12 protein-coding genes and 1 pseudogene are annotated in these 13,179 nt (G+C 74.1%); 6 read left to right on the top strand and 7 right to left on the bottom strand.

The genetic code is table 11. From position 1 onward, the window contains the following. The first annotated feature begins 13 nt into the window (after positions 1-13). Positions 14-910 carry a coiled-coil domain-containing protein gene (locus tag Nocox_RS34870; protein WP_020543933.1) on the top strand — a complete coding sequence of 299 codons (897 nt, stop codon included), beginning with the start codon at positions 14-16 and terminating at the stop codon, positions 908-910. Here the strand turns inward: Nocox_RS34870 and Nocox_RS34865 are convergent. After that, positions 892-2,208, bottom strand: coding sequence for a GH1 family beta-glucosidase (locus Nocox_RS34865; protein ID WP_020543932.1), 1,317 nt, complete (start codon positions 2,206-2,208; stop codon positions 892-894). The genes Nocox_RS34870 and Nocox_RS34865 overlap by 19 nt on opposite strands. 90 nt (positions 2,209-2,298) lie before the next feature. Between Nocox_RS34865 and Nocox_RS34860 the strand changes: the two genes are divergently transcribed. Beyond that, on the top strand, positions 2,299-2,937 hold the full coding sequence (locus Nocox_RS34860; protein ID WP_026214478.1) for a TetR/AcrR family transcriptional regulator: 639 nt from the start codon (positions 2,299-2,301) through the stop codon (positions 2,935-2,937). A gap of 4 nt (positions 2,938-2,941) precedes the next feature. Here Nocox_RS34860 and Nocox_RS34855 read toward each other — a convergent pair whose 3' ends face one another. Continuing rightward, a complete protein-coding gene (locus tag Nocox_RS34855) occupies positions 2,942-3,865 on the bottom strand; it encodes an aldo/keto reductase (protein WP_020543930.1) in 924 nt (307 codons plus the stop codon). A gap of 80 nt (positions 3,866-3,945) precedes the next feature. Here Nocox_RS34855 and Nocox_RS34850 point away from each other — a divergent pair, with 80 nt between their 5' ends. Next, positions 3,946-4,305: a MerR family transcriptional regulator gene (locus Nocox_RS34850; RefSeq protein ID WP_020543929.1), complete on the top strand. Its 360-nt coding sequence runs from the start codon at positions 3,946-3,948 to the stop codon at positions 4,303-4,305. 72 nt (positions 4,306-4,377) lie between these two features. After that, entirely contained in the window at positions 4,378-5,793 is a 1,416-nt protein-coding gene (locus Nocox_RS34845; RefSeq protein WP_246649653.1) for a penicillin-binding transpeptidase domain-containing protein, read from the top strand. Here Nocox_RS34845 and Nocox_RS34840 read toward each other — a convergent pair whose 3' ends face one another. Beyond that, complete coding sequence (locus Nocox_RS34840) at positions 5,794-7,656, bottom strand: ABC transporter ATP-binding protein (RefSeq protein ID WP_020543927.1); 1,863 nt, start codon at positions 7,654-7,656, stop codon at positions 5,794-5,796. A gap of 159 nt (positions 7,657-7,815) precedes the next feature. Here Nocox_RS34840 and Nocox_RS34835 point away from each other — a divergent pair. Both Nocox_RS34835 and Nocox_RS34830 read left to right on the top strand, forming a co-directional pair. Then, positions 7,816-8,073 (top strand): annotated as a pseudogene (locus tag Nocox_RS34835) (sugar ABC transporter permease); the annotation flags it as partial. Then, a complete protein-coding gene (locus tag Nocox_RS34830) occupies positions 8,070-8,669 on the top strand; it encodes an ABC transporter permease family protein (RefSeq protein ID WP_425517742.1) in 600 nt (199 codons plus the stop codon). The pseudogene Nocox_RS34835 and the gene Nocox_RS34830, both read left to right, overlap by 4 nt. On the opposite strand, the gene Nocox_RS34825 is transcribed toward Nocox_RS34830, so the two are convergent. Genes Nocox_RS34825 through Nocox_RS34810 form a run of 4 tightly spaced genes read right to left on the bottom strand, consistent with a single transcriptional unit; the run spans position 8,659 to position 13,164 of the window. Beyond that, positions 8,659-9,663, bottom strand: coding sequence for a 2-hydroxyacid dehydrogenase (locus Nocox_RS34825; protein ID WP_020543924.1), 1,005 nt, complete (start codon positions 9,661-9,663; stop codon positions 8,659-8,661). The genes Nocox_RS34830 and Nocox_RS34825 overlap by 11 nt on opposite strands. Then, entirely contained in the window at positions 9,660-10,277 is a 618-nt protein-coding gene (locus tag Nocox_RS34820; RefSeq protein WP_020543923.1) for a histidine phosphatase family protein, read from the bottom strand. Before Nocox_RS34820 ends, Nocox_RS34825 begins: the two co-directional genes overlap by 4 nt. Then, the gene (locus tag Nocox_RS34815) at positions 10,274-11,689 is read right to left on the bottom strand and encodes an FGGY-family carbohydrate kinase (protein WP_033409402.1); all 1,416 of its coding nucleotides are present in this window, start codon (positions 11,687-11,689) and stop codon (positions 10,274-10,276) included. Before Nocox_RS34815 ends, Nocox_RS34820 begins: the two co-directional genes overlap by 4 nt. Next, the gene (locus Nocox_RS34810; protein WP_020543921.1) at positions 11,686-13,164 is read right to left on the bottom strand and encodes an FGGY-family carbohydrate kinase; all 1,479 of its coding nucleotides are present in this window, start codon (positions 13,162-13,164) and stop codon (positions 11,686-11,688) included. The genes Nocox_RS34815 and Nocox_RS34810 overlap by 4 nt, the downstream gene beginning before the upstream one ends. Between the last annotated feature and the right edge of the window lie 15 nt (positions 13,165-13,179).

Raw genomic sequence — 13,179 nt, 5'->3', positions numbered from 1 at the left:
GGAGGGGACGGATGTGAGAACCGGGCGCGTCGCCGTTCTGGTCGCCGTCCTCGCCGGCCTGCTCACCCTCTCCGGCGCGCCGCCCGCCTCCGCCGATCCGAGCCCCGCCGAGCTGCGCAGGCTCACCAAGCAGGCGGCCCAGCTCAACGAGCTCTACCGCGGTCAGATCCAGAGCCTGGAGGAGATCAGGATCCAGGCCAAGCGGGCCACCGACACCAGCGGCGACCTCGAGGCGCAGCTCCGTGCCGCCCAGGCCGACGTGGGCCGGATCGCCCAGACCTCCTACATCCTGGGCCCGCTCGACTCCACCAAGCTCTTCGGCATGCGCGCCGAGCCCCACCAGGTCCTCGGCCAGGCCGCCAACCTCTCCTACATGGCGACCGAGCGCACCGAGAAGGTCAAGAGCATCCAGCGCCTGATCAGGAAGTCGAAAGAGGCGAAGCTCAACGCCAACGACAAGATCCAGAAGATGAAGAAGGAGATCAGGCGGCTGCAGAGCAAGCGCGACGAGATCCAGCGCCTGCTCAACAAATTCGGCTTCCAGCAGCCGGGCGGCGCCGACGGCCTGACCCCCCGCATGATCGCGGTCCGCGCCGAGATCATGGCGAACTTCCCCATGAAGTACGGCGTCGGCTGCCTGCGCTCCGGCGACCCCGGCGAGCACGGCAAGGGCCGGGCCTGCGACTTCATGATGTCACGCGGCGGCACCATGGCCACGGGCGCCGACGAGGCCAACGGCGACGCCCTGGCCGCCTGGCTGATCAGCAACGGCGCCCGCATCGGCGTCATGTACATCATCTGGAAGCAGCGCTACTACGACATCCGCTCCGGCGGCGGCTGGGACCCGATGTCCAACCGCGGCGGCGTCACGGCCAACCACTACGACCACGTTCACGTGTCGGTGTTCTGACTCCGCACGAACTCCGCGTACCACCGGTAGGACGCCTTCGGGGTGCGCCGCAGTGTCGCGTAGTCCACGTGCACCAGGCCGAAACGCTGGTGGTAGCCCTCGGCCCACTCGAAGTTGTCCAGCAGCGACCAGACGAAGTAGCCGCGCACGTCCACGCCCTCGGCCATGGCCCGCCGCATCGCCGCGATGTGGTCGCGCAGGAAGGCGATCCTGCCCTCGTCCTCGACCGTGCCGTCCTCGGCGGGCACGTCCTCCTGGGAGCAGCCGTTCTCGGTGACGTGGATCGGCGGGAGGGCCGCGCCGTAGCGGGCCTTGAGCCCGGTGAGCAGCTCGCGCAGGCCGTCGGGGACGATCGGCCAGCCGAAGGCCGTCGTGGGGTGGCCGGGCAGGCCGGCGTCGGCGAAGGGCAGCCCGGCTCCGGCCTCAGGGGCGGCGATCCTGGTGGGGTTGTAGTAGTTGACGCCGAGAGCGTCGATCGGCGTGGCGATGACCTCCAGGTCGCCGTCCCGCACGCCGTCCATCCCCGGCGGGTACGCCGACAGGTCCGGATACGCGCCGAGCAGCACCGGGTCGAGGAACAGCCGGTTGTGCAGGATGTCGTACGCCTCGGCCGCCCGCAGGTCGGGCTCCTCCCGCGAGGCGGGTCGCACCGGGGTGCAGTTGTTGGTGATCGCCACCTCGCGCGCGCCGGCCGCGCGCAGCGCCCGCACCGCGAGGCCGTGCCCGAGGAGCTGGTGGTGGGCGGCCGGCAGGGCCTCGTTGAGCAGCGCCCGGCCGGGGGCGTGCACGCCCATGGCGTAGCCGTAGGCCATGTGCACGAACGGCTCGTTCAGCGTGATCCACAGCGGCACCCGGTCGGCCAGGCGCCCGGCGACCACGGCGGCGTAGTCGGCGAAGCGGGCGGCGGTGTCGCGGCTCAGCCAGCCGCCGCGCTCCTCCAGCGCCTGCGGCAGGTCCCAGTGGAACAGCGTCGGCACCGGCTGGATGCCGTGCTCCAGCAGGGCGTCCACCAGCCGCTCGTAGAAGTCGAGCCCCTTGGCGTTGACCTCGCCGGCGCCGCTCGGCAGCACCCGCGGCCAGGAGATCGAGAAGCGGTAGGCGTTGACGCCGAGGCCGGACATGAGGGCGACGTCCTCGGGCCAGCGGTGGTAGTGGTCGCAGGCCACGTCGCCGGTGTGGCCGTCGCGTACCCGGCCGGGCTCGTGGGCGAAGACGTCCCAGACGGACGGGCCTCGGCCGTCCTCGCCGGCGGCCCCCTCGATCTGGTAGGCGGCCGTGGCGGTGCCCCACAGGAACATGCGCGCTCCTCAGTTGATGCGAGTGTGGCTCATGTTAACTCCGTCACCGCGGATTCCCTTTACCTGCAGGTAATGCGCAAGGATGGGGGCATGACGAGTGTGTTGCGCCGCCGTCCCGCCCAACGTCGCAGCGTGGTCCGCGTGGAGCGCATGCTCGACGAGTGCGCGCTGCTGCTCGACGAGGTGGGCTACGAAGCGCTCACCACCAAGGAGGTCGCGCGCCGCGCCGAGGTGCCGATCGGCACCTTCTACCAGTTCTTCCGCGACAAGCAGGCCCTGGTGCGGGCGCTCGCGCTGCGCAACCTCGACGCCTTCCTGGAGCGGATCACGCAGCGCGTCGCCGGCGCCGACCTCGGCCACTGGACCGGCCTCGTCGATCTCGCGGTCGACGAGTTCGTCCACATGAAGCGCACCACCCCCGGCTTCGGCGTCGTGGACTTCGGCGAGGTGCTCATCGCCCCCGGCGGGCCCGCGCTCCCCGGCACCCACCGGGCGCTCGACGAGGCCAGGGACAACAACGAGATCGTCGCCGACCGGCTGCGCCTGCTCACCAGGGAGCTGCTGGACGCGCCCGCCGGGCCCGGCCTCGACCGCGCCCTGCTGGTCGCGGTGGAGGCCACCGACGCGGTGCTCAAGCTCGCCTTCCGCGCCGACCCGGCGGGCGACCCCCAGCTCATCGCCGAGTGCAAGCAGCTCGTCCGCCGCTACCTCGCCGACCACCTGCCCTAGGGCGTCAGCGCGGCGCGTCCAGGCGGGCCTTCAGCTCTCCGTCCAGCTTGAGCCCGGCCGCGCCGATCGCCTCGTCGAGCTGGGCCATCGTCGACACCCCCACGATCGGGACGATCCCGTCGGCCATCAGCCACGCCAGCACCACCTGGTTCGGGGTCGCGCCCAGCTCCCCGGCCACCTCGCGCAGCGTGGCCAGCCGGGCCGTGGTGCCCGGGTGGTCGTAGATCGCCGGGATCGGCCGGTCCTCCCGCGTGTAGGCGCCGTACATCAGCGTGTTGTACGCCCACAGCGTGAGGTCCGGCTCGGCGGCCACATAGTCGAGCATGTCGTCCGTGGCCAGCCGGTGCCCGGCCTCGGCGGGGCCGGTGAGCGGGCGCGGGCGCAGGTAGGTGTGGCGGAGCTGCACGTACGTGTACGGCCTCCAGCCCCGGGCCGCCGCGACGCTCCGCGCCCGCTCAAGCCGCCAGGACGCCGTGTTGCTGGCCCCGACGGCCCCGACCTTGCCGGCCCTGGCCAGCTCGTCGAAGGCCCCCAGGGTCTCCTCCAGCGGCACCGAGTGGTCCTCGACGTGCGCCCAGTAGACGTCGACGCGGTCGGTGCCGAGCCGGCGCAGGCTGCCCTCCGCCGCCCGCGCGACGGCGGCGGCCGACAGGCCCTCGGCCGAGCCCAACGTGGTGTCGCCGGGCACGGTGGGCCGCGCGCCGACCTTGGTGCTGATGAAGACCTGGTCGCGGTTGCGACGGGCGGCCAGCCAGGCCCCGATGGCCTGCTCGCTCTCGTCGCCGGTGCGGCCCTCCACCCAGAACGGGTAGTTGTTGGCGGTGTCGATCATGGTGCCGCCCGCCTCGTGGAAGCGGTCCAGGAGGGCGAAGGTGTCGTCAAGTCCGACGCTGGTGCCGAAGGGGATCGTCCCGAGTGCGAATCTCATGGCTCCGACTTTGGGACCTGGAGCGCACTCCATGTCAAACCGGTTGACGTGGAGTGCGCTCCAGGTGGAATCCTGTGGGGGTGAGCGTGTACACCCCCGCGGAAGCCGTCGAGGAGACCGGCTTCTCCCTCGACACCCTCCGCTACTACGAGAAGATCGGGCTCCTGGAGCGCGTCAGCAGGAACGCCGCCGGGCAGCGCAGGTTCAGCCAGGAGGACATCGGCTGGCTGTGCACGCTGCGCTGCCTGCGCGAGACCGGCATGCCCATCGCGACCATGCTCCGCTTCGCCGAGCTGGTCCGGGCCGGCGACCACACGGTGCCCGATCGCATCAAGCTGCTGGAGGAGCACGACCAGCTGGTCCAGGAGCAGATCGCCAACCTCACCGACCGCCAGGACTACATCCACCACAAGATCTCCTACTACCGCAGTCTCCTGTAGCCCGTCCTTTGCGCGCCGGCTGCTAGACCCGGATCCATGGCGGGAGCGCGGGCCGGGAGGATCAACGAGTCGATGGGTCGCATGGCCCTGATGTGCGGCGGACTGCTGTTCGCACTGCTGGGGCAGATCACCATGATCCAGGCGTTCGGCACGTCCGCGCTCAACGCCGACCCCAGGAACGAGCGCACGCTCATCGACCGCTACTCCCACCCGCGCGGCGACATTCTCACCTACGACGGCACGCCCGTCGCCGTGAGCCGCCCGTCCGGCGCCGGCCCCTACCGGTTCAGGCGGGTCTACCCGCACGGCCCGGTCTACGCGGCCGTCACCGGCCATCTGGCGCTGCGCCGGGCCACCGGCATCGAGCAAGCCGAGGACGGCGTGCTGTCCGGCGCCGACGCCCGGGTCAAGGTGCGCTCGCTGGTGCGGGCGGGCGAGGTCGAGGGGGCCGACGTCCGGCTGACGATCAGCGACCGGGCGCAGCGGGCGGCGTACGAGGGGCTGCGCGCGGCCGGGGTGCCGGGGGCGGTGGTGGCGCTGCACCCGGCGACGGGGGCGGTGCTGGCGCTGGCGTCGTACCCGTCGTACGACCCCAACGCCTTCACCACCTTCGACCGGCACCTCCTCGACGCGACCGGCCGTCGGCTCAGGGAGGACCCCGGCCGGCCCCTGCTGAACCGTGCGCTGAACCGGCCCTATCCGCCGGGCGCCACGTTCAAGCTGGTCACCACGGCGGCGGCGCTGTCCTCCGGCGAGTACACCCCCTCCAGCCTGCTCGACGCCCCGGCGCTGCTGTCCCTGCCGGGCGGGCGGCAGGCCGTGCGCAACAACCCCGCCTGCCGCGACCCGCACCCGACCCTCATCTACGCCTTCCAGGTCTCCTGCGAGACCGCCTTCGCCGGCATCGGCCTGCAGCTCGGCCAGGACCTGCTGCGCGACCAGGCGGAGGCGTTCGGCTTCAACGCCGGGCCGCTCGCGATCCCGCTGCCCGCCACGCCCAGCAGCTATCCAATGAGCATGGACCGGGCGCAGACGGCGCTGGCCGCCATCGGGCACCACGACAACCGGGCCACGCCGCTCATGATCGCCATGCTGTCGGCGGCGGTGGCCAACGGCGGGGTGCTCATGCGGCCGTACCTCGTGGAGGAGGTGCGGCTGCCGGACGGTTCGGCGATCAACCAGTCCGCGCCCGCGCCGTGGCGGGTCGCGATGCCGCCGGCGCTGGCCAAGCACCTGGCGGCGATGATGACGACGGTGACCCGGGCGGGCGGCACCGGGACGGGCGCGGCCCCGCCCGGCGTCGAGGTGGCCGCCAAGACGGCGGAGGCCCCGCCGCCGGCCCCTGTGCAGGACCAGGCGCTCGTCACCGCGTTCGCGCCCGCGGACAAGCCCGAGGTCGCCGTCGGGGTGGTGCTGGAGCGGCCGGGCGCGCGGGCCGCGGCCGTGGCGCCGATCGCGCGGGCGGTGATCCAGGCCGCCCTCTCGTGATCACCGGTAGGCGGTGGCCTGGAGGGTGTAGAGGTCGGCGTAGAGCCCGCCCCTCGCCATGAGCGCGTCGTGGTCGCCCTCCTCGGTGACCCGGCCGTGCTCCAGCACGTAGATGCGGTCGGCGTAGCGCACGCTGGCCAGGCGGTGGGTGATGAGCAGCACCGTGCGGCCGTCCGCGTGACCGCGGATGCGCTCGAACAGCGCGTGCTCGGCGCGGGCGTCGAGCGCCGCCGTGGGCTCGTCGCAGATGAGCAGGTCGGCGTCGCGGTGGAAGCCTCGGGCCACGGCGATGCGCTGCCACTGGCCCCCGGACAGCTCCTGGCCGTCCTTGAACCGGCGGTCCAGCAGGGTGCGGTAGCCGTGCGGCAGCGCGGCGATCACCTCGTCGGCGCCCGCCACCGTGGCCGCCGAGTGCAGGGCCGGCTCGCCCTTGTCGGTGCCCATGGTGATGTTGTAGCGGGCGGCGAGCGGCCAGCGGGTGTGGTCCTGGGCGATCACGGCGGTGCGCAGGCGCAGTTCGTCGGGGTCCACCTCGCGCAGGTCGGTGTCGTCCCAGTGGACGGTGCCCGAGTCCGGCTCGTACAGGCCGGCGAGGATCTTGGAGAGGGTGGTCTTGCCCGATCCGTTCTCGCCGACGAACGCGATGATCTCGCCCCGCTTGATCTCGACGGACACCTCGCGCAGCGCGGGCTCCTCCGAGCCGGGGTAGGTGAAGGTGACGTTGGCGGCGGTGACGCGCTGGAAGCCGGCCGGCATCGGGGTCGTCCGGCTGCCCGGCACCCGGCGCTCGGCGTCGGCGCAGAACTCCAGGAAGTCGGTGAAGTAGAGACCCTCCTCGTAGAGGCGGTTGGTGGCGTACATCAGGGTGCCCAGGGACTGCTGGGCGGACCTGATCGCCAGCACCGCCGTGCCCGCCACGGCCAGCGGGATCGAGCCGGCCGCCAGCAGCACGCCGAGCGCGACGTAGACCAGGCCGGCGCCGAGGCCGCTCAGCGCCTCGCCCACGATCCGCACGAACGTCTGCCGCCGGGCCAGCCTCAGCATCACGTCCTGCTCGGCGCGGGCGACCACGTCGTACATGCGCAGCAGGAAGCCGCGCATGGTGAACGCGCGCACCTCCGCCGCCGGATCGCGGTCGGCCAGCAGTTCGCCGATGATCCACTTGCGGCGGGCGGCGGGGATGAGGGCGTACAGGGTGGCGTAGCGCATCTTGGCGCTGCGGACCATGGCCCAGGCGTCCGGCAGCACCGCCAGCAGGAGCAGCGGCAGCAGCACCGGGTGCAGCACGCCCAGCACGCCGGCGACGGCGGCGATGCCGACGGCGGCGGTCAGCACGTCCACGGTCGCGGACACCACCGAGTCCGCCATCGCCACGCCGCGCAGCCTGGCCCGCTGGAGCGCGTCGTGGAACTCGGGGTCGTCGTAGGCGGCCAGCTCGACGCGGCTGGTCAGCCCGTACAGCCGCTCCTCGGTCAGCCGGCTGACCTGCGGGTCGAGGCGGGACTGCGCCCAGCCCGCGCCGGCCTGCACGGCCGCGCGCAGCGCCGCCGCCGCGCCCACCAGGGCCAGGCTGGGGAGCGCGGCCATCACCCGGCCGGGGGTCGGGCCCTCGCTGAACAGGGCGGTGAGCACGCCGGTCGTGGCGAGCAGGCCGAACGCGGTGAACACCCCGCCGAGCAGGTTGAGCGTGATCGCCAGCGCGGTGTCGCGCGGGCTCGCCCGCCAGGCGATGCCCATCGCCTGGGACACCAGCGAGGGCAGCCGCCGCGCGATCGTGAGGAAGCCGACCTCGGCGAGCTTGCCGGTGTGGGCGTGCCAGTCGGAGAAGGAGATCTCGCCGAGTTCCAGGGGCTCGTCGGCCATGTCCTGGAGTGTGCCCGGCGTGGGCGCCGCTCACTCCGCGTGACAGGAAGAGCACGGGAGTGTGCCTGGGGGTATGCGGAGCTGTTACCGCCTCATCCCTTGACGTCCCATGGTGGCGGGCGTCCTGGGCCTGGCCGCGTGCGGCGGTGGCGGCGGAGGCTGCCGCTGCTGCGGCCGGTGCTGCTGTCGGCGCTGATCATCCTGGGGCACATCTCGCTCAAGGTCTTCGACCTGATCGTGGCGGTGTCCGGCAAGCAGATCATCACCGACGTGCCCGCGGTGTTCATGTGGGTGGCGGTCTTCGACTCCCACGATCCGGCCAAGGGGGCCACGATCGCGGCCTACATCGTGGTCAGCGTGGCGATCTTCGTGGTGCCGTACCTCGTCTGGTCCGTGCGCAAGGAGAGGCGGTCATGACGGCGGTGGCCGGGCGGCGGGGAACGGTGTTCCGGTGGACGCGGTTCGGCGTGCTGTGCCTGTTCGTGGTGATCTTCCTCATCCCGATCTACGTGCTGCTGGTCACCAGCTTCAAGCCGCTCACCGAGGCGGACCCGAGCCAGGCGTGGAACCTGCCGCGGACCTGGACCGTCGAGGCGTGGCGGGTGGCGTGGGAGAAGCTCGCCCCCGGGCTGTGGAACAGCGTGCTGCTGGCCGTGCCCGGCTCGCTGCTGTCGTGCGCGCTCGGTGTTCATCCCCTACCAGGGGGTGATGATCCCGCTGGTGCAGCTCCTCGTCGGGCTCAACGACCTGACCGGGCTGGACGGGGCCGGGATGCTGCGGGCGTACCGGTCGGTGGTGCTGCCGGTGTCCGGGCCGGCCGTCGCGGTGGTCGTCATCTGGCAGTTCACCTCGCTGTGGAACGACTTCCTGTTCACCGTCTTCCTCACCGGGCCGACGAGCTGGGCCAGCAGATGGCGGCGGCGATCCTGGCGTCGATCCCCACGATGGTGATCTACGTCCTGCTGGGCCGGTTCTTCATGCGCGGGCTCATGGCGGGGGCGCTCAGGGGTTAGCGACGTGCAGGAGCGGCTCGCCGCGGACGTAGCGCGCCACGTCGGCCGCGACGATCGCGGCGGCCTTCGCCGCCGTCTCCTTGCTCGCCCCGGCCAGGTGCGGGGTCATGACCAGGTTCGGGGCCGTGAGCAGGCGCGAGCCCTCGGGGATCGGCTCCTCGGGGAAGACGTCCAAAGCGGCGCCGAACAGGTGGCCGGACTCCAGAGCGTCGCACAGCGCGTCGTAGTCGAGCAGCGCGCCCCGCGCGCAGTTGACCAGCACCGATCCCCGCGGCATGGCGGCGATCTCGGCCGCGCCGATCAGGCCGGCGGTCTCCGCGGTGGCGCGGGCGTGCAGGGAGACGAAGCGCGAGCGGCGCAGCAGCTCCGGCAGCTCCACCTTGCCGGGGGCGTCCACGTACGGGTCGTGCACCAGCACCTCGGCGCCGAACCCGGCCAGCATCCCGGCCACCCGGCGGCCGATCGCGCCGTGCCCGACCAGGCCGACCGTGCCGCCCTCCAGCTCGGGGCCCACGTTGTCGTAGGTGTAGTAGTCGCCGCGCCACACGCCCCCGGCCAGGTCGGCGTGCGTCTGGGGGATGCGGCGGGTCGCGGCGAGCAGCATGGCGACCGTGTGCTCGGCCGTGGCCACCGCGTTGCGGCCGGGTGCGAACGTCACCCGCACCCCGGCCCGGGCCGCCGCCTCCAGGTTCGCGTTGACCGGCCCGCCCCGGCTCACGCAGAACAGCCGCAGGCTTGGGGAGGCGTCGAGGACGCGCTCGGTCAGCGGGGCCATCTGGGTGACGCAGACCTCGACGCCGCGCAGCGCCTCGATCAGCTCGTCCTCGACGTCCGAGGCCTCGTCCACCTCGCCGACGCGGCCGAACGGCACCACCGGCCACGGCAGCGTCAGCTCGCGCACGTCCACCTCGCCGGGGACCTCGCGCCGCAGCGCGTCGACCAGCAGGCGGTTCGTGACGAAGTGGTCACCTGCGGCAAGGACTCGGATGGTCAACGAACGGCTCCAATCGGGGAGTTGTACCGCAGCAGCGCGGCGCGTGCGCCGTCGCGGAGCCGCAGCTCGGTCAGGGCGCAGTTGTCCAGGCGCGGGAACAGCCGCCGGTACTCGCCGAGCGGCACCCCGATCAGCTCGCAGAGCGCCAGCCTGATCGCCGTCGTGTGCGCCACGACCAGCACCCGCCCGCCGGGATGCGCCGCCGCCGCGTCCCGCAGCGCGGCGACGAACCGGCCGGCGGCGGCGCGCGGGTCCTCGCCGCCGGGCAGCGGATGCGCGGCGGGATCGGTCTCGAACGCGGCCCGCGCCTCGGGGAAGCGCGCCGCCATCTCCGCCGCGGTCAGCCCCTCGCCGTCGCCGAAGTCCAGCTCGGCGAGGCGCGCGTCGGTGCGGAGCGGGCGGCCGGCCCGTCCGGCGGCGGCCGTGGCGGTGGTCACGGCCCGGCTGAGCGTGGAGGCGAGGACGGCCGTCAGGCCCGCGTCCGCGGCCCACTCGGCGAGCCTGGCCGCCTGCTCGTGGCCGCGCGGGGTCAGTTCGACGTCGCTGACGCCCGCGTAGCGGTTCTCGGCGTGCCAGACGGTCTCGCCGTGGCGGACGAGCACGAGGTCGGTCATCGGGTGGTCCTCTCGCGGGCGTGTGCGGCGACGTGCGGGTCCAGCCAGCCGCGCCGTTCCAGCTCGGCGACGAACCGCAGGTAGAGCTCCCGCCGCCCGTCCCCGGACGGCTCGACCACGGCCCGGGTCCTGATCATGCGGGCCGGGTCGCCGCCGGCCAGCACCGCCATGCCGAGGGCGGGCTCGGCGTTCTCGCGCAGCGTCACGGGACGGCCGAGGACGTCCGCGCGCAGCCGGGTCCAGTAGCCGCTCCGGGTGGCCCCGCCGGTGAGGATGATCTCGCCGTCCACGGGCGCGCCGAGCAGGTCCAGGTAGTCGAAGCACAGCCGCTCGACGAACGCCGCGCCGAGCAGGATCGCGGCGTAGCGCTCGACGTCGCCGGCGGGCTCGCCCAGCGTGAACGCCTCGGCGCCGGGCGCGTCGAACGGGAAGCGCTCCCCGCGCGAGACGAGCGGGTACGTCACGGCGGAGCCCGGCTCCCGGCGGGCGGCCTGCGCGCCGAGCGCGTCGAGGTCGCGGCCGGGCAGGTCGCGGGACAGGACGCCCGCGCCCGTGCTGGACGCGCCGCCCGGCAGCCAGGAGCCGTCGGGGGCGCGGTGGGAGTAGACGACGCCGAGCGGGTCGTGGATCAGCTCCTCGGTCACGCCCTTCAGCACCAGCGTGGTGCCGAGCACCGAGTTCCAGCTCCCGACGCTGGTCGCGCCCGCGCCGAGCTGGGCCGCGCAGCCGTCCGTGGCGCCCGCCAGCACCGGCGTGCCCGCCGGGATGCCGGTCTCGGCGGCGGCCTCGGCGCAGACCGTGCCGAGGAGCGCGCCGGGCCGGACCACCTCGGGCAGCACGCCCGGGGGCAGCAGCTCCAGCACCTCGTCCGGCCAGCGCTCGGCGATGAGGTCCACGCCGGTCTTGAGCGCGTTGCTGAGGTCGGTGGCGACCTCGTGGCCGACCAGCCGCCGGTTGACGAAGTCGCTCTGGTGGGCGGCGCGGGCGCCCGCCGGGGCGTCGCGGAGGAGCCAGAGAAGCTTCGGCAGCGCCCAGGTGGGCTGCATGCGCCGGTAGCCCAGGCGCTCCCACACGGCCGCGCCCGCCTCGTTGGCGCGCTCGGCGGAGGCGCGGCGGTCGTCGTACATGAGGGCGGGCGTCAGCGGGCGGCCTCCGGGGCCGGTGAGCAGGATCGTCCCGCTGGTCGCGGCGACCGCGACGCCCCGCACCCGCTCCGGGGCCACGCCGGCCAGCGCCTCGCGGGTGGCGGCGGCCAGCTCGCGCCACCACTGCTCGGGGTCCTGCTCGTGGCGGGGGCCTTCGCGGTGGCTGGTGAGCGGGCGGGCGGCGGCGCCGGCCACCTCGCCGCCGGGGCCGACCACCAGGGCGCGCACGCTCTGCGTCCCGAGGTCGACGCCGATCCACACGCTCATGCCCGGCCCCGCATCTCGGCCAGCAGCGGCCAGGCCCCCGCGTGGCCCGCGCGGAGCGTCAGGAAGTCCTCGAACAACCGGTCGTAGCGGGCGCGGCGGCCTGGGCCTGGTTCGACGGCGTCGCGCAGGCGTACGTGCTCGGCCGCCGCCGCGGCGATCGACGGGGCCGCTCCCGTGGCCGCCAGCGCCGCCACGTACGCGCCCCGGGCCCCCACCTCGGCGTCGGCGGGCCGCCGTACGGGCAGCCCGGTGACGTCGGCGATCAGCCCGAGCCAGGTGGCGCTGGCCGAGCCGCCGCCGCACACCCGCAGCTCGGCGGGGTCGGTGCCGGTGGCGGCCAGGCAGTCGCGGATGACCAGGGTGAGCCCTTCGAGCGCGGCGCGCGCGATCTGCTCGGGCCCGTGCTCGAACGACAGCCCCAGCAGCGCGCCCCGCGCCAGCGGGTCGGAGAACGGCGCCCGCTCCCCGGCCGGCGACAGGTAGGGCAGGAACGCGAGCCCGCCCGCGCCCGGCTCGCTCCGCCCGGCCAGCTCGCCCAGCTCCTCCGGGCCGCCGAGGCCCAGCAGCCGGCACGTCCACTGCACCACCTCGGTCCCGGCGAACGTCGGGAAGGCCCGCAGGTAGCCGCCGGGCAGCGCGATCGTGATGCCGGTCGGCTCGCCGTCCAGTGCCGGGGTCTCGGCCACGACCTCGGTGCACAGGGTGGTGCCGAGGATGGCGCACGCCTGCCCGGGAGCCACCGCGCCCGCGCCGAGCGCGGTCGTGACGATGTCGTACGGGGCCATCACGACGGGGATCCCGGCGCGCAGGCCGAGGGCGTCGGCGGCCCGCGCGGTCAGCCCGGCGACCGGGCAGGAGCGCACCGGCGGCAGCAGCCGTTCCGCCCACTCCAGGCCGAACAGGCTCAGCAGCTCCGGCGCGTACGCCCGCGTCCGCAGGTCCATGAACGGCGCGGAGGCGTCGGACTCCTCGGCCGCGAGCTCGCCCGTGAGCCGGGACCAGATCCAGCCGCCGCAGGTGAGCAGCGCGGCCGACCGGTCGAGCCTGGCCGGGTCGTGGGCCCGCAGCCAGGACAGGACGGCGTGCGGGAGCCCGGAGGCGGCCGAGGAGCCGTTGACGAGGAAGGCGGCGGCGGCCAGGCCGTCGCGGGTCCAGGCGTCGACGGTGGCGGCGGCGCGGGCGTCGTTCCAGAGGACGGCGGGGCCGGTCGGCTCGCCGGAGGCGTCCACGAGCCAGCAGCCGTCGCCCTGGGCGGTCACGGCGACCAGCTCGACCGGTCCGGCGACGGCGGCGGCCACCTCGCGGACCGTGGCCGTGACGGCGTCCCAGACCGCGTCCATGTCCTGCTCGGCGTGGCCGGGGGCGGGACGTGACACGGCGGTGCCGCGCCGGGCGAGCGCCGACTCCGCTCCGGTGGCGTCGTAGGCGACCGCCTTGATGACCGTGGTGCCGGCGTCCACGCAGATGACCGCCATCAGGCCCTGCCCCCG

The sequence above is a fragment of the Nonomuraea coxensis DSM 45129 genome, from assembly GCF_019397265.1.
Lineage (GTDB): Bacteria > Actinomycetota > Actinomycetes > Streptosporangiales > Streptosporangiaceae > Nonomuraea > Nonomuraea coxensis.
The sequence above is the reverse complement of the archived record's forward strand: the minus strand, read 5'-3'. Positions and strand labels throughout refer to the sequence as shown.